Origin of the sequence: Paenibacillus amylolyticus (genome assembly GCF_047302515.1) — a bacterium.
Taxonomy (GTDB): Bacteria; Bacillota; Bacilli; order Paenibacillales; family Paenibacillaceae; genus Paenibacillus; species Paenibacillus amylolyticus_G.
This window is the reverse complement of the sequence record NZ_CP168019.1, coordinates 3,071,921-3,089,285: the sequence shown is the minus strand read 5'-3', so window position 1 is coordinate 3,089,285 and position 17,365 is coordinate 3,071,921. Positions and strand designations below refer to the sequence as shown.

15 protein-coding genes are annotated in these 17,365 nt (G+C 44.2%); 12 read left to right on the top strand and 3 right to left on the bottom strand.

What is annotated here, in order from left to right:
• The first annotated feature begins 65 nt into the window (after positions 1-65).
• From ACDJ59_RS13035 to ACDJ59_RS13015, 5 genes are all read left to right on the top strand, one after another.
• Positions 66-323 carry a YolD-like family protein gene (locus ACDJ59_RS13035; protein ID WP_036608707.1) on the top strand — a complete coding sequence of 86 codons (258 nt, stop codon included), beginning with the start codon at positions 66-68 and terminating at the stop codon, positions 321-323.
• A 100-nt stretch (positions 324-423) separates the two neighbouring features.
• On the top strand, positions 424-543 hold the full coding sequence (locus tag ACDJ59_RS13030) for a hypothetical protein (protein ID WP_017688846.1): 120 nt from the start codon (positions 424-426) through the stop codon (positions 541-543).
• A gap of 156 nt (positions 544-699) precedes the next feature.
• A complete protein-coding gene (locus ACDJ59_RS13025; protein WP_076217026.1) occupies positions 700-1,203 on the top strand; it encodes a ferritin in 504 nt (167 codons plus the stop codon).
• Between the two features lie 471 nt (positions 1,204-1,674).
• Entirely contained in the window at positions 1,675-2,415 is a 741-nt protein-coding gene (locus ACDJ59_RS13020) for a polysaccharide deacetylase family protein (RefSeq protein ID WP_413409313.1), read from the top strand.
• A gap of 44 nt (positions 2,416-2,459) precedes the next feature.
• Positions 2,460-3,368 (top strand): hypothetical protein, encoded by a 909-nt coding sequence (locus ACDJ59_RS13015; protein WP_413409312.1) that lies wholly within the window; start codon positions 2,460-2,462, stop codon positions 3,366-3,368.
• A gap of 187 nt (positions 3,369-3,555) precedes the next feature.
• On the opposite strand, the gene ACDJ59_RS13010 is transcribed toward ACDJ59_RS13015, so the two are convergent.
• From ACDJ59_RS13010 to ACDJ59_RS13000, 3 genes are all read right to left on the bottom strand, one after another.
• Positions 3,556-4,155 (bottom strand): response regulator transcription factor, encoded by a 600-nt coding sequence (locus tag ACDJ59_RS13010; RefSeq protein ID WP_036608692.1) that lies wholly within the window; start codon positions 4,153-4,155, stop codon positions 3,556-3,558.
• Positions 4,152-5,300: a sensor histidine kinase gene (locus tag ACDJ59_RS13005; RefSeq protein WP_413409802.1), complete on the bottom strand. Its 1,149-nt coding sequence runs from the start codon at positions 5,298-5,300 to the stop codon at positions 4,152-4,154. Before ACDJ59_RS13005 ends, ACDJ59_RS13010 begins: the two co-directional genes overlap by 4 nt.
• An 87-nt stretch (positions 5,301-5,387) precedes the next feature.
• The gene (locus tag ACDJ59_RS13000; protein WP_076249560.1) at positions 5,388-6,446 is read right to left on the bottom strand and encodes a fatty acid desaturase; all 1,059 of its coding nucleotides are present in this window, start codon (positions 6,444-6,446) and stop codon (positions 5,388-5,390) included.
• A 373-nt stretch (positions 6,447-6,819) separates the two neighbouring features.
• On the opposite strand from ACDJ59_RS13000, the gene ACDJ59_RS12995 reads away from it, so the two are divergent.
• The 7 genes from ACDJ59_RS12995 (at position 6,820) to ACDJ59_RS12965 (ending at position 17,337) form a co-directional block, all read left to right on the top strand.
• Positions 6,820-7,659, top strand: coding sequence for a YitT family protein (locus ACDJ59_RS12995; RefSeq protein ID WP_017688839.1), 840 nt, complete (start codon positions 6,820-6,822; stop codon positions 7,657-7,659).
• Between the two features lie 669 nt (positions 7,660-8,328).
• The gene (locus ACDJ59_RS12990; protein WP_413409311.1) at positions 8,329-9,507 is read left to right on the top strand and encodes an ROK family transcriptional regulator; all 1,179 of its coding nucleotides are present in this window, start codon (positions 8,329-8,331) and stop codon (positions 9,505-9,507) included.
• A gap of 36 nt (positions 9,508-9,543) precedes the next feature.
• Entirely contained in the window at positions 9,544-10,596 is a 1,053-nt protein-coding gene (locus tag ACDJ59_RS12985) for an ROK family protein (protein WP_413409310.1), read from the top strand.
• Between the two features lie 49 nt (positions 10,597-10,645).
• Positions 10,646-11,869 carry an MFS transporter gene (locus ACDJ59_RS12980; protein ID WP_413409308.1) on the top strand — a complete coding sequence of 408 codons (1,224 nt, stop codon included), beginning with the start codon at positions 10,646-10,648 and terminating at the stop codon, positions 11,867-11,869.
• A 21-nt stretch (positions 11,870-11,890) separates the two neighbouring features.
• The gene (locus tag ACDJ59_RS12975; protein WP_413409307.1) at positions 11,891-14,134 is read left to right on the top strand and encodes a helix-turn-helix domain-containing protein; all 2,244 of its coding nucleotides are present in this window, start codon (positions 11,891-11,893) and stop codon (positions 14,132-14,134) included.
• A gap of 587 nt (positions 14,135-14,721) precedes the next feature.
• The gene (locus ACDJ59_RS12970; protein WP_413409306.1) at positions 14,722-16,323 is read left to right on the top strand and encodes an extracellular solute-binding protein; all 1,602 of its coding nucleotides are present in this window, start codon (positions 14,722-14,724) and stop codon (positions 16,321-16,323) included.
• Between the two features lie 111 nt (positions 16,324-16,434).
• The gene (locus tag ACDJ59_RS12965; protein WP_413409304.1) at positions 16,435-17,337 is read left to right on the top strand and encodes an ABC transporter permease; all 903 of its coding nucleotides are present in this window, start codon (positions 16,435-16,437) and stop codon (positions 17,335-17,337) included.
• Positions 17,338-17,365 lie beyond the last annotated feature (28 nt).

The following is a 17,365-nucleotide window of genomic DNA, read 5'->3' as shown; positions in this document are numbered from 1 at the left end:
AATTGAATATGAACTCGGCAATCAACCCGTGGAATCGGGACGTCGGAGTAGAGGAGGCAGCCACATTGGCAAAAGCAAAAGTAGCAAAAAGACCTACACGGGATGAGTTTGAACTTGAAGAGTTGGGAAACCAGTTGGTTGAAGCCTTTCGGGAACGTTCGGAAGTACTGTTGACTGTATGGGGCAAAGAAGATCAGGTGCAAGGAGTCATCGTCAAAATGGACTCCCGTACACGACTCGTGCATGTAGAGTATACCGAAGAAGAGTTCACAGCGAAGGTGCCTTTTCTGGATATCATGCGTGTGCAATCTCCCCGGTACTGAACGAAAAAAACAGCAATCTGAATAATTAGGGCATCCGCCCTGTCAAAGTCGTTCTTCCTGCATAAGATATCCCATACCTGTTGCAGAGGAGGTACGGTCAATGAGCGAAGTATTAGGTGGAGAAACAAGAGGCTACGGATACGGAGGTTTCACTTCTGTAGGTGCCATTCTGGTTCTGTTCATCCTGTTGGTTATCATCTCCAAAGCGTTCTTGGTATAATTGCATATCTCTAAAGAATGAAAGAAGCTCTGCCATCGCGGCAGAGCTTTTTTGTTCGTTCAGTCATTGGCGAATTTTGTAGAAAATCGGTGTTAGTCCTGCTTACGTTATGTTAGAATATAACCATCCCTAGAGAAAGAAAGAGGTGTTTTGATTATGAGCCAAACATTAACAGAATCTTTAAATGAACAGATGAACTTTGAGTTTTATTCCGCTCATGTATATCTGGCTATGGCAGCCTATTGTTCCAGCAAAAGTCTGGATGGATTTGCGAACTTCTTCATCGTGCAAGCGGAAGAAGAGCGATTCCATGGCATGAAAATATACAAATTCCTGAATGATCGTGGACAACGTGCCACACTTGCGGCTTTGCCAGAACCGAAGAATGAATATGCTTCGATGCTGGATGTATTTGAGCATGGGTATGCTCATGAACAGCAAAACACGAAAAAATTCTACAATCTGGCTGACATCGCTCTGAATGAACGTGAACATGCAACGATGTATTTCCTGAAATGGTTCATTGATGAGCAAGTTGAAGAGGAAGCATTGTTTGACAACATTATTCAGAAGCTGCGCCGCATTGAAAAAGACAGTAATGCCTTCTACATGCTGGATGCAGAGTTTGGCAAACGTTCGTTCACTGCTCCTGCTGAATAAATGCACATAGGGAGTCGATAAGATTCCAGGGTCAAAACACCATTTACATACAGCATGAGGTAATGATCCTGAAAGCAATGGGGGCAATCCCCATGCAAAGGATGATGGTTTGATGCCATATGCTGATTGAAGACAAAGAAGCCTGCACTTGTGCAGGTTTTTTTGCATGCACAGATATTGAATGATTGTATTGATTTGCTTGAATTGGAGTAAAGGTCTATCAAAATTCTGAATGTGGGTAATAGAGGATATGTCACAATTGATCTATCCTGACGGGATCTTATTTTGCGCAAATCTATCAAATTCGTATTAAATTTTAGGTTTATCTGACAAAAGTGTAACTCTACCGTAGTTTTTGGAGCGAGAACAGGTGCCACTATCTTTGATAGTATTAGGATTAATCGCCAAGGGATGAAGGTAGAAAAACATGGACACCCGGGGAAATATAACACATAAGGGAGACTTTTAATTATGCTACATATTCGTAAATCTATCATGGTCACACTTGCAATTCTATTGATCATCCCACTATTACTGTCGCAGTCGGTATCTGCCAAATCAGCTGCATCCAAGGATGGTGCAAGCAAAGCAAATTCCAAAATCATATACCTGACGTTTGATGATGGGCCAACCGCTCATACGGGTCAGTTACTGGATATTCTGGATCAGTATCATGCGAAGGCAACGTTTTTCATGCTGGGTCCTCAGATGGAGAAATTTCAGAAGGCTACCAAACGAATCGTAGCTGACGGGCATGGATTGGGTCTGCATGGTGTGACTCACGTTCCGAGCAAATTCTATAAATCTGCATATAGCGGATTGAAAGAGATGCAACAGGCCAATGTAAGTCTGAACAAGGTTGCCGGAGTTAAAACAAGTCTCGTGCGGACGCCATATGGTAGTAAACCTTATCTCAAACCGACATTCCGTAATGTACTGCTGGGTCAGGGTGGATTCCATCTATGGGATTGGAATGTGGATTCGGAAGACTGGAAATACCAGAAAGATCATCAGAAAGTCTATAACAGTGTAATGAAGCAGATCCACAATGTGCAAAAGAGCGGAACAACGCCTGTTGTGCTTATGCACGACCAGGAAGCGACGCTGAAAGTATTACCGCAAGTGTTAAAAACATTGAAGGCAGAAGGGTATCGTTTTGAAGTATTAAGCAAAAAAGTGCAGCCGGTTAACTTCTGGAACGACAAGCGTTAATCTTTTTAATTTTTAGATTGGCTACAACGAAGGAGGTACACATCATGAAGAAACAACCATTATGGATTACGATTCCAGTAACGACAGCCGTTTTACTTGCTCTGGCAGGATGTGGCGGACCGGATTCAAATGCAGCATCATCAGAGAATAGTTCTTCACCAACGACAACAGTGGGTGAGCAGACCGAGACCGGTAGTGGTGGTGCTGATTTCTCTAATGAAAATGAAACAGGAACCAAAGAGAATACGGGCACAACAGATAATGAAGACACATCAGGATCGAAGGCAATTGACAACCAAGTTGCCACTGGTCAATCAGGTGTGAATGATGTGATCAAGCAAGTTCGCAAACAGTTGAAGATGAAGGATGCAGCGTTACCCACTTCATTCACATTGGACAAGGGTACATCTTTGGGTGCGGCAATACTGTCCAATACTGCGGATGCATTTAAGGTGAACTTCTACGCTACCACTCAGTCTGTTGCCATTAATGATCAATCTTTAACTGCATCCGACAGTAAGATACCTGTACTGGCTTCCTATGAAGTGAAGACCTATAAGGACCCGAATCAGCCAGAAATTTTCCCTGAGACGGACCTGAAAGATATTCCAGCAGATATGGCTGTGGATCTAGGACATGGCATCAAAGGTATGAGTGAAGGTGCCGCAGGCAGTCAATATCTGACTTGGCAAGAAGGCAGATGGACGCTGGAAATTCGTTCGGTATCCGAAGATGAAATGAATAATTCGGGCATAGCGAAGAAAATGGTGGAGTACCTGGAGTCACATACGTTGCCTGTACCCAAAGATAAAGGGTATATCAAGGTTGAATATCCAAGTGGTGGAAAGTCTGTTCATGTAATGATCTCATGGCAGGACGGTAACCAAATTCATCAGCTTAAGACTGATCAAGTGCCATTAGAAGCTCTTGGTATGGTTGTATCTGTGAAATAAATCTTGAGTGTTTTACGGATATTCTGTAATGTAGAAGAGATGAGTGTGGGATTGTTACGATACACCTAAAAAAAGCTTGGCCCAGGAAGAAATTGCTGGGCCAAGCTTTTTATTTTGAGCATGTTATCGCAGCTTATGCAGCCGGGGTACATGCTTATTTTTGTTTCAATGGGTTAAAGCGGTGCTTTCATTTGAACCACCCTTTTTCCTTGGAGCGAGTGATGGCCTCAATGCGGTTACTGGCATTTAACTTGTTGAGAATAATGGAGATGTAGTTACGCACCGTGCCCGTTGTGATGAACAGATGCCCGGCGATTTCCTTGGTGTTTTTCCCATCTGCCATGAGGCCTAGTACGGCATTCTCCCGTTCTGTCAGGGGGTTTTCTTCTACATAAGCTTCATCTACCAAGTCGGGAGCGAAGATGCGTCTGCCATTCATAACTTGGCGGATCGACTCGGCAAGTTCTTCAATTGGACTATCTTTGAGCAGGTAACCACGGACACCGCCCTTTAGGGCACGTTCGAAATATCCGGTCCGGGCAAAAGTGGTCAGGATAATGACCTTACAGCTCATTCCTTTGAGTTCTTCTGCAGCTTCAAGACCGCTTTTCACGGGCATTTCTATATCCATCAGACAGATGTCTGGTGCAAGCTCCTGGACAAGGGCGAGGGCTTCCTGGCCGTTGCTGGCACGTCCGACGACTTCCATATCTTCCTCCAGATTGAGGAGGGAGGACAAGGCGCCGAGCATCATGCGCTGATCTTCCGCGATTACAATTCTAATCATGATTCTGCCTCCTTTATCGGTTTGCGAACGAGTTTCGGAACATGAATAATGATCGCTGTACCCGGGAGGTCTGTCGCAGAGCGAATATCCAGACAACCGTTCACAAATTCAAGTCGTTCCTTCATGCCCAAAATTCCTGTTCCGCGCCGATCCTGTTTGCGAGTTCGTTCTATTCCAATACCGTTATCTTGAATGGTTAATACATTATCCGCTAGTGTTTCTTTAATGATGATAGTACAGGTTGTTGCCTGACTGTGTTTGACGACATTCGTGACAGCTTCTTTCAAGCACATACCGAGCACATTTTCATTCAATTGTGACGTATCCTGTAACTTCGGATTACCTTCCAGCACAAATTCAATCGAAGCGGCCTTCAGAATCTGCTCCGCCCGGAACAGTTCATCGACCAATTGTGTACCACGCATGGTGGTGACCATTTCCCGGACTTCCTTCAGAGCTGTACTTGCCGTTTGTCTGAGGTCGTTCAATTCAATCTCGGCCTGATCGGGATTATTGCGGAGCAGCCGTCTCGCCAGATCGGTTTTCAGACCGATCAGAGAGAGCTTCTGTCCAAGTGTATCGTGCAGGTCGCGAGCGATACGCTGGCGTTCTTCCATTTTTACGAGATCATCAAGTCGCTTGTTCGCATTCTCCAATTGGCCTTCCAAATGTTCAGTTTTGTTTTTGTTATACGTACTGATTGGGAGCAGGATGGAGGCCATTAAGTTGATGAATACAAACGGGAGTTGGCTCACCAACAGAGAACTCTGATTAATGAAACCGTAATTAATGGTTACGAAACTGGCTCCCAGGTTCACCGAGTAGAGGGTGAAGAAACCGGCTTTATTTTTAATATTCCCAATAAAGAAAGCAAGAAACAATGAGAAGTAGGCATAATCATAGGCGATCGTCATCGTAATGGATATGGCAATAAGCATTCCAATCCACATGTACACCTGCCAGCCCTTGGTGATGAAGGCGAGCAGGTAACAGACGAAGAAGACGAGGATAATGATGATGCCGGTTACCATCGTCCATAATTTAGAATATTGCGATATAAAATAGAATGGCAGGATGAAAAAGGCGAGCCATACATAAAGGTTCAACCCTGTTTTTTTATAAAAATTTTGCATCCACTTTTGAATGGAATTCTCCTCCTCAAACTTGTACTCAACTTTAGCATGACTGTAGCATGACTATGGCTTGAACACAAGAAAACGAATCCGACAGAGTTAAGGCTTCTCTGTCAGACCCGCTGGATTGGTTACTCGGATAGGCGGTTGAACATACGGCTTGCGGGATAGCTTTTTGAGCTGTCTGAAGCTAATAAACTGTTTAGAATCTTCATCCCACAGACGGAAGCGCAGGGCAACTAGACTGGAACGTAATGTAATAGTAGTTGCTTTTTGCAAAGGTGGTGTTGCGTTATGTGCTTCTTCCAAGAAATAGTTAGGTACACGTGGGCTCAAGTGATGCACATGGTGAAACCCGATATTACCACTGATCCATTGCAATAATTTTGGTAATTTGTAATAAGAACTGCCTTCAACAGCTGCTTTTACATAACTCCACTCATCTTCATGTTCAAAATACGTCTCTTCGAACTGATGTTGAACGTAGAACAGCCAGATACCAAAGAAACCGGAGAAGAAGAAGATAGGTGCCTGCACCATAACAAAAGCTTGCCAGCCAACTAACCAGGACATGAATGCATAGAGCACTACGATCAATACGGTAGTCAGGTGTGTATTGATACGTTCTTTACGTCTTGCACCTTTGCGGTTAAAACGGTAAGCCAACAGAAACACGTAAATGGGTCCGATACAAAACAATACAAACGGGTTACGATAAATCCGATAGAAGAGACGACCCCAAGGAGAAGCTGCTTTGTATTCGTCAACCGTCATAACCCAGATATCACCTACACCACGTTTGTCAAGATTACTGCTTGTTGCGTGATGGATAGAATGCTCGTTTTTCCACTGCTGATAGGGTGTAACTGTTAATACACCAGTAATGGTACCGAGAATATCATTGGCACGTTTGCTCTTGAAGAATGAACCATGACAGCAGTCATGGAAAATAATAAAGGTCCGAAGTACAAATCCGGATGCCACCAAGGCAATCGGAAAGGTCAGCCAGTAGGAAACCGATAAGCTAAAGTAAGCTGCAGCCCATAACAAGAAGAGCGGGAGCAATGTATTGATTAACTGACGGATACTTAATCTGAGATCATTTTTTTCGTAAGGGGTAACTTCTTTTTTTAAGGCCATTTCTTTTGATCTGTTCATAAAATTGTGTCCTCCTTCAATCGTTATAACTGTAATCAGCTACAACTTGGCGTTTCCCGCAGACTTTCCTGTAGGAAGCGTTTTTATCATTGTAAAACAATCCGAACATGACAGTAAGTCATAAACGTCAGCCTTCTGTAATGACGAATATCAATGATGGACCATGACATTTGTCATGGGTGTATGATAATCAATAGCTCTGCTGAAGACAGAAGAGCAGGTTTTAGAAATTCCTTTGCACAAATTACGCAACAATTTGTATTATGTATACAAATTTTGTTGAGAGCATGGTAAAATCTATCTTTGAGTGGTTATGACAACTTATGAGACGGGTCGATTAGGTTGATTTCTGATGGATTGGATGGAATGCATAATGAAGAAACGAATTACGGATATCCTATTTATTATGGCAGGTGCATTTCTGTTTGCACTGGCGGTGAACCTGTTTGTCATCCCGAACGATTTGGCTGAAGGCGGCGTCACGGGTATCACGATTATTTTGTATTACCTGTTTGAATGGTCCCCTGGACTGATGAACTTGATCCTGAACGGTATTTTGTTAATTGTGGGATATCGGTTTCTTGATAAAACGACTACGGTATATACGATTATTGCAGTGGTGTTCAACTCGTTGTTCCTGCATCTGACGGAGAGTTGGACGATTGCATCGGATGAACTCTGGATCAATACCATTTTTGCCGGATTATTTGCCGGTCTTGGTATTGGCTTAATTGTTAGAGTGGGAGGCACAACGGCGGGGACAGTGATCCTGGCCCGACTTGCCAACAAATATCTGGATTGGAATATCAGTTACGGACTTCTGTTCTTCGATCTGATTGTGGCTTTCTCCTCATACTTTATCATTGGACCACAAGGATTAATGTGTACAATTGTCTTGCTGTTTGTTGGAACCAAAACAATGGAGTTCATTATTGAAGGGCTCAATCCGAAAAAAGCAGTCATGATTATCTCTTCCAAACAGGATGAAATCGCGAAGCAAGTCATTGAGAAGATGGATCGCGGAGTAACCGTCCTGTCCGGTCATGGATATTACACGAAAAATAAGAAAGAAATTCTATACATTGTGATTAGCAAGCAGGAAGTTTCTATGCTGAAGAAGATTGTACGAGCAGAAGATGAGATTGCTTTTATCACCATTCATGACGTGCGTGATGTTTTCGGTGAAGGATTTATTGAACTCTCCAAAACTTGATGAATATGTATATAAGGAAGAAAGGAGTTGCGGTGAAATATCACCGCAACTTTTTTGATAGGTTAATGGTATCCGGTATTAATCTAGTTCAATAAGAAAGAACCCTTCTCCGAAGAGAAGGGCAAAAGAGTATTAGTAATGTCTTCTTTTTTTGACTCCACAATATTCAACAGTGACATGACAGTGTTTTTTACACTTTGTAGGGACATATTTCACTTTGGTAACACAAGTTTTCGTAATTTTTTTGTAAAAACACTTTGGTCTTGGATGATGACATTTATGATGTTTTCTATACATATTAAAACCTCCCTGATCGTGATAAGGTATTCTATGAGCGTGTCACTGTTTCGGAAATGTATAAACGTCTATTATTGTATAATAATTCCTTTATTAGGCTTTTGTGTTACAGGTGAAGGTCGGTTCTTTCTAGTAAAACTTTCTACTAAAAGAGTGCAATGACAAAAAGCTGTACACCTACCAAACACGATGATATATTGAATTTAATCAATTTGTTAATAAACCTAACTAACTAAGTATTTAGCATAATTTCCAAGAGCGTTTTCAATCAGCAAGATATAGATCGAAACGGTGTTGTTCGTCTATATTTTGTACCCGAGAGCGACTTTAATCGAATTATGAAAAATGCTGACTATAAAAGGAGGCGATAACATGGCTGGCACACCGCAGTATATCCGCAATCTGAACGAAAATCTCATTATGGATGCCCTCATAACTCAAGGAACCATGTCGAGAGCGGATATCAGCCGTCAGACCGGACTTAGTAAACCAACAGTGTCTTTGGCGGTCGAACATCTGATTGACCGTAATCTGGTGAGGGAAATGGGGCCAGCTGACAACGCTCAGGGTCGAAAAGCAACCCTCATTCGTTTCAATGAAACGGCTTATTATGTCTGTGGTATAGATATCGGCGCAACACGTATTCGGATTGCATTGTCCGATCTGAATGGAGAGATCATTGCCTATCGAACATATCCCATGGTTGTTCAAGGAGCTTATGAGCGAGCAGAAGCTACGATGCTTGAGCTTCTTCGAAGCCATATGAACGAACTGCTTGATGAGAATCATCTGAACTGGGATCAGATTCAGTGCATCGGGTTCGGTATACCAGGCGTAGTGCTGCCTGATTCAGGGCGTATCAATCGTATTGTGGACCCGTTAGCGGGTCTGGAAGAAGCTTTCTCTTTAGAGTCGTTGTCAGGAGCTTTTCCCTGTGAAGTAATTCTGGAAAATGATGTGAATCTTGCGGCGCTTGGGGAGTATCGGAGTGGTGCAGCAGCAGGATATCCCTTGTTTGTTTTTTTCTCCATCGGTACAGGGACTGGCGCTGGCATCATGGTACATGGCCAACTGCTTCGAGGTTTAGGTGGCTTAACTGGAGAGATCGCGGAGATGCTGGTGGACGATGGCCGACGTCTGGAGGAAGTATTGTCCGCTGATGGTCTGATGCAACTGGCGAAAGATTATCTAGATCAGCATGTAGTTGCAGATGATCTTCACAGACACCTGACTCCCGAGAAGTTATTTGAAGCTGCGCGCAGTGGAGAGGTAGAGGCGTTAGACATTCTACAACAATACAGCCAGAAGATTGCTTCAGCTCTGCGTCAGATTAGCGTTGTGCTTGCTCCAGATCTCATTGTGCTTGGCGGAGGTGTAGGAGGGAACGGTGATGTGTTATTGCCTTTACTGAGGCAGATCATATCTGAGCAATTCCCGGTGCAACCACAGTTAATCTGTTCCAAGCTTGGTGAGCAGGCTGTTGTCACTGGCGCGGTACAGGTAGCTATACAACAAACGATGCTGAACCTTCAGCAGGAAGCCATGGAATAAGACATTGGATATACAACATGTGAGGAGGAAAAAGGCATGACAGAATCCGTGAAAAACGTAAGTAATAATTATCAGTCCAATCAGGATGGTACGGTTGGCGGTGATCCATCCGGCTGGATTGCAGGTATTGACATTGGAGGCACCAAAACATTAATGCTCTTGTCATCACAACAGGCTGGAAATGAAGTTCATGAACGTATCTTGCCTACGCTTGCCAGTGATCAGCCGGATGAGTTCTTCCGATGGTTATTCGCTGAAATGGAAACATTCTGCCGCGAAGTTGGATGCAGTCTGGATCAACTTAAAGGTGCAGGCTTGGGATTCCCTGGTGTGATTCTGCAAGAGGAGGGGATACTGCGAAATGCTCCGGCTTTTCAGTGGCCTGAGCTAGATATTCGCCCTGTTATTGCGAAGTATTACAGCGGAAATATCATGTTGGATAATGATGTGAATTTGGCCGCAATGGGAGAATATGATCAAGGGGCAGCACAGGGACATCAACACTGTGTAATGGTCACGGTTGGAACAGGCATTGGATCCGCTCTTATCCTGAATGGACAGCTCTATAGCGGCCAGACTGGAGCAGCAGGTGAGATTGGGCATTTCATTGCAGGAGAAGAAGGGCTTCATACCGGTTATGTTGCGGATGCGGATTCCTTTGGCGTATTTGAGCAAGTGACTTCAGGTACGGGAATTACCGAACAGGCGAGGCGTTATTTTGCTGCTGGAAAGGGAAGTTCCTTATCCCTGATCATGAGTCTGGCAGGAGGGGAAGCGGAACAGATTGAAGCCAGGCATGTATTCAAAGCAGCGGAGTCGGGTGATCTTGCTGCCCTGGAGATTCTGGAACTACCCATGCGTTATATGGCGAGAGGTCTGGCGAATATTACAGCTTTACTCAATCCTTCCATTATAGTGATCGGTGGTGGCGTGGCTGCATCCAACCCATCCTATTATCTAAATGAAGTGCGCACACGCCTCCAACGTTACACTGTTCTGCCTACACTTTTAGCTATAGCTGAACTGGGGAACAAAGCAGGAGCAATCGGGGCATTGGCTGCAATCAAGTCGAGTCTGACACGCACATAAAAATAGAGAATAGGCGAAGCAACTACAGAAATAAAGGATGGAGATCCGGATGAGAAGTAGACATATGAAGGCTTACACAGAGAAAATAAAAGCCGATTCCAATGATGCAAAACGTGTTTTACTCCAATTGCAGGGCCTATATCTGTTTATGGGGCTTGCCGGGGGGATGTTTAACCCGTACATTAATCCCATATTGGTAGCACAAGGGTTTTCCAGTAAAGAAACCGGATTTATTATGGCGTTTGGCACACTTGTATCCATTATTCTTCAACCAATATGGGGAATTCTGGTAGATAAGTTTAAAAAGACACGGTTCGTACTGGTGATAAGCCTGCTTGTTCCTGCATCGTTAGCGTATTTCTACAATATTCAAGTGTACTTTATATTAATATTGATTTATACTTTATGCACTATATTCCAAGTGACTCAAATACCCGTTGCTGACTCCTATGCGGTTACAGCTGCGAGAACCGCGAACACCTCATATGGCATGATCCGACTCTTCGGCAGCATAGGAACGGGAGTTGGGGGATTTGCCGCAGGGATGTATCTCTCCCAGTTTTCCATTCACATGTTATGGCTACCATTTCTCCTGTTTAACATTCTGAGCGCTATACTGGCAAGCACACTTCCCCGGCAGACGAGCATATCCTCGTCCTCGGTAACCTTCTCCGTAGGTTTGGCAAGATTGCTCCGAAACCGGACATTCCTTCTATTTCTAACAGGTTGTTTCCTGGTTAACCAAACGCTCACTGCGTTTAACTCCTTTTTTGTTATTTCATTTCAGATGGCTGGCGGTTCTGTGACCATGACGGGTACAGCACTGTTGCTGGCGTCAATTACTAATGTTCCATCCATGTTGGCAGCGGCATTTATACTCCGAAAATGGGGACATGAACGGACGATGCTGCTTGCAGCGGGGGCGTATATGTTACGTTGGGGGATACAATGGCTATGGCCAACACCTGAGGTCATGATTGGCGTTCAGGTGCTGCATGGGTTATCCTTCGGATTCTTTTATATCGCAGCAGTTGAATATGTGGCTTCGGTTACGGGACGGGAAATGCAGGCCACAGGACAAAGTTTATTTAACATGGTGTTTGCTGGCCTGGGCGGAATTGTTGGTAATATGCTTAATGGATATTTACTCGATTCCGGCGGTCCATCACTGATGTATCTGGCTTGCACGATTAGTGCGGCACTAGGATCAGTGATTCTGTATATCGTCAGCAGGCAGGCCAAAGAACAGAGAAGAGCATACTCATTAGAATAGAGATGGAAGGAGTTGGAGCCTATGAAAGTAAATCTGAAGCGGAATTGGCACACCAAGTTGATGTATTCGTATTTTCCTATTTTTCTGCTTACGATTTCCATTCTGATCTTTCTCTCCTTCCTGATTGTCAACGAACTCTCACGTAACGAAACACAAAAAGCCGACATGATCTCCACCCGCTATATCGTGGATACACTGGAGCGCTCGCTAAGCGACATTGAACTTCGGTTGCTTGAAGACATTGGTGCAAACAAAACATATAGTCGCTTTCTGGAAGCTGGACAGGGACAATTATCGAGTCAATTCATCTATGATGCGGCAAGTGGGCTGGGACGTATGCTGGATCAGCAGGATATGATTCAATCCATTTATCTCTATCGCATGTCCGATTCCCAGATTCTTACGCCCAGAGGCATGATGCGTTTGGAAGATTTCGAAGATCGTGCCTATATTGAGCAAGCCTTGAAAGATCGGGAGAACCTCGGTTGGAATCTGCCACGTGATTATAAGGAACGTTCCTTCGACGTACCTTCACAGGTGATTAGCATGAATAAGTGGCTTCCGTTACCGTGGGGCGGGGAAGGACTGCTAGTCATTACCATCCGCATGTATGCAGTGGAACGGCAGATTGATAACATGACCAATGAAAAGTTATCTGTTCTTCAGGTTCGGGATAAGAGCGACAATCTGATCTATACCGCGCATCAAATGGACCCTTCAGCAGGTGAAATCCTTAATCGTGTGACTGCGGACAAACTTGGTCTGGTCTTTGAGAGTGGTATTCAATCCGGACAGCTGTATTCATGGGTATCCCTTGTTTCTTATGTGTGGATCGGTATTGGTTTATTAACGATTGTTGGTGCGGTGGCGGGACTAATCTACATTACTCGAAGAAATACACGCCCCATCCAGCTGATCATGAATCGAATTCAGGCGTTACAGCCACGTGCCGAGGAGGATGAAGTAGCTCCATCCGTCAAAGATGAACTGGCACTCATCGACCGTGCGCTGGAACATCTGATTGCTCAAACGGTTGACTATGAGAAACAACATCATGAAAACTTGCTGATTCATCGCAGACAGTTGCTTGTTGATCTGATGGAAGGAGAGCGAATGGATTCGTTCCGTCAGCGACTTCGCCATCTGCAACCGCTAGAGGAACGATTCATGGAACCGAAGAGTGTTGCAGTCCTCATTGCGGAGATGAATGGTGACGATCTCTCGACCAATCAGAATATTCTGAAGATTGCGCTTATGAACGTAGTGGAAGAACTTGTGCAGAATGAGAGCCAGTTCGGCGGTTGGGCTGAATGGTTTGGGAACCGCAGGCTTATTGTGGTGATTGCATCGGATGAGCAGGAAGGGCTGGACCGTGAATTGCTTATGGATCTGGCTAAGCAGATGCATATGTGGATTGCGGAAAACTTCCGCCTACGGTTTACGTTTGGGATTGGACGAACCGTATCGGGCTGGGAGGAGATTACTCGATCCTATGCGAGTGCAGATGCGGGTTTGCAGCATAGACTTACCCTTGGTAAAGATGCGATCGTTCTCAGTGAGCAACTGCCGGATCGTATTGAGCTGCAATCGTACAAGTATTTGCAGATGCTCGCAGACTTTGTCCGTGAATTCAGACTAACCGGTGATGGTTGGCGAACGCAGCTGGATCAGATGTTTGTTGCGTTTAACGAAGATCAGATTACAGATAACGATATTCGCATGTTGCTGCAGGCGTTAATCCAAATGTTGTCCCGTGAGTTCGGGGAACTGTCTGAGCGGTTGCAAAGCCAATTTGCCGAGGAAATTCTGACTCGTCTTCGCAGTGATATCCAGCAGGTGGAGACACTCGAGGGGATTCAAGAGATTTTGCAGGAGTGGCTTAAAGAGGTTTATCGCAATTATGTATCTGTAAATGAAACGAAAAGTCATCGCGCGATGATCAATGAGCTGCGGATCTATATTGAAGAGCATTTTGATGATCCGGATCTGTCGCTGAAACATCTGAGTGATCGGTTCCAGATTTCGGGCAAATATGCAAGTTATCTGTTTAAGGAAGAGTTTGAGATGAAGTTTGTTGATTTTCTGGTGAAACTGAGGGTCGAAAAGGCCTGTCGTCTGTTGTCTGCATCCGATATGGCTGTTCAGGATATTGCTCTGCAAGTGGGTTATGCCAATGCCATCTCCTTTGGCAGAGTATTCAAACGGATTATGGGCGTGACACCAGGGGACTACCGCAAGCAGAGTGGAAAACAAGGGGATCAATAACGGAATTGCACGTGTTAGAACATCCGAGTATCGGGTGAAATCCAATAATCTTAGAAGTATCAATGAAATCTCCTGTATGAGGCAATAAGGTTTTGTCCCTTATCGTCCTTTGCAGGAGATTTTTTACATGCGGGAAATGCGATCGATACGTTGTTTGGTCAAATGAAGTTTAATCTTCCGCCAAGGAATTAGTGCGTCGAATCGTTCTACACGTGTTGCTAAACAAGGAGATCACATAAGATGTGGTCTCTTTTTCATTTTTTGAAGAGAGATTTAATGGAAAAAAGATTATTGCAAGCTGGGTGATGCCAGATTGTGTATGAGAAATCAAAATAAATACAACATTACATGTTATTATAGTTAACATATAAGGCATGAAAATTGTATATTGTCAGGAAATATGTTTATATATCGCGGTATTTAACGTATAAAACGTGAATTTCACATTTCGAAAATAGTTTATTGTCTAAATATCAGATCGTATGTAATTATTAGTGACATTCACAGGTGCAACAAAATGGGATGAACAAAGTGGAGTGGCAATCATGTGAATCCATTCAGAGAGTGTGCGAAAGGGGAAAGGTCAAATGAGATTATTTCAAAGACGTAAGGCAGGCAAGGCAAGTTCAATCCTCGCAGTGGTAACAGCATTCACTCTATTATTATCTGCATGTTCATCAGGAAGCGAATCAACATCTTCATCTGGAGAGTCGGGTTCGGGGGAAAAAACGACTTTGAAAGTAGAAATCTTCGATCGGGGAAACACTCCGGCAGGCTACACCATTTCGGACAGTTATCTGACTCGCTTCATTCAAGAGAAGTTTGGTGACCCAAACAACATCGATGTTCAGTTTGTTCCGGTACCACGCTCGGAGGAAGTACAGAAACTTAACGTTCTGATGGCGAGTGGCTCTGAAGTACCTGATATCGTCTTTACCTACGACTCGGGAACATTCAACCGTTATGCACAACAAGGTGGTTTAACTGAACTTACGGATCTGATCAATCAAACGGGTCCTAACCTGAAAAAATTGCTGGGAGATGAAACGCTGGCCTACGGTCAATATGATGGACAACAGTTTGCGGTTCCAGGTAAACGTCTTGTACTTGGGAAGTACGCATCCTATGTTCGTCAGGACTGGCTGGACGCACTCGGATTGCCATCACCTGAGACAGCTGAGGAGCTGCATACAACACTGAAGGCCTTCAAGGAAAAAGATCCGGGTAAGGTTGGCACAGGACTTATTCCGATGGGGATGTCCATTGCCTCGGCTCAATATGAACCACTGATCTGGTCATTCATTGAACCGCTGACGGAAGAACAGAAATATACATTAACGCAGCAACTGGGTTCCAATGACTATCCAACGTTGTTGCCTGGTTTCAAGGAAGCCCTGAAATATATGAACACACTTTATAATGAAGGATTAATGAGCAAGGACTTTGGACTCGACAAAGACAAGAAAAAGCTGTGGGAAGATGTATCTAACGGCAAAGTTGGATTCTACACTGAGGATGCAGGGGAGATTTATATCTCCGGTACGTACAAAAACCTGCAAACCAATCAACCTGGTGCAGTGATGACACCGATTGATGCATTCAAAAATTCGGAAGGCAAATTTGCCAAACCGGCATATGCACCCAATGCGATGTATGTCATGATCCCGAAATCGAGCAAAAATGCGGAAGCAGCGATGAAGTATCTGGATTGGATGGCTTCAGGCAACAACCTGTTCGACCTGCAATTCGGTGTTGAAAACGAGAACTATGAACTTGTGGATGGGGTACCACTGATCAAAGATGATGCTTCTCCTGAAATTGCAGGCCGTATCTATAATTCCGGTGACATTGCCATTATCGTCAATGGTAAATACGTTGGAGATGACAAGAAAAATGAAGAGGCTTATGTCGTACAGGTAGAGTCGAAGTATCGGGATGATATGCGCAAGTCGGTAGCGATCTCTAACACGGACACCATTCAACCGGTGCGCTTCTCCAAACCGATTGATGCAGAAGCACGTTACGGTAACGGCTTGAAAGACAAATTTATGGAGTTTTTCGTGAAAACAACCATCTCCAAACCCGCTGATTTTGAAGCCACGTATGACAGCATGATGAAGGACTACATGGCGAGCGGTGGCCAAGCAATCCTGGATGAACGTACAGAAGCTTACAAAGCGATGAAATAAGTAGAGTAGAGATCACATCTAATGTGTATGACAACAAAGAACAGGGATTTCATTAGGGTGATGGCAACATCGCCTTGATGAAGAATCCTGAATGACATGGGGGGAAGGTTTATGAAAACAAGCATCTATTTCCGCAGAAACTGGCAACTATATGCGTTGCTCCTACTGCCCATGATCTACTTCATTATTTTCAAGTATGGGCCAATGTATGGCGTGCAGATTGCTTTCAAGGACTTTAACTTCTTTCAAGGGATCGCCGGTAGTGAGTGGATTGGCTTGGATGCATTCAGAGAAGTGTTTCAAAATCAGGGATTCTACACGGCATTACGCAACACGTTAGTACTTAATATGCTGGATCTACTGGTCTCCTTCCCGGCACCACTTATATTAGCCATCTTATTGTTCGAGCTGAAGAAGGCCTGGTTCAAAAAGCTGGCACAGACTTTACTGTACATTCCTCACTTTATTTCGTGGGTCATTATTGGAGGGATCGTACTTCAGGTATTCGGTACACAATCTGGTTTCATTAACAATATCTTAATGAGCATGGGATTTGATCCGTTACCTTTCCTTTCAGACAAAAACTATTGGCTCTTCACATATCTTGCGGTAGGTGTGTGGCAGAGTGCAGGCTGGGGTACGATTCTGTATCTGGCATCCCTGACAGGGATTAACCGGGAACTGTATGAAGCGGCAGAAGTAGATGGAGCAAGTCGGTTACGCAGAATCTGGCACATCTCCTTGCCAGGCATCAAAACAACGATTGTTACCTTACTGATTATCAATGTCGGCAACATGATCTCTATCGGCTTCGACCGACCATTTATTATCGGTAACGTGGCTGTACGTGAATACTCGGATGTGCTCAGCACGTTTGTCTATCGTGTCGGTTTACAATCTGGTCAGGTTACGCTCGCAACAGCTGTAGGTTTGTTCCAGGCTTTAGTTGGACTTGTCTTGATACTCGGAGCGAACTATACGTCCAAGAAATTAACCGATGAGAGCATTATGTAGTGGATCGAATCACATATGATCTGTAAGG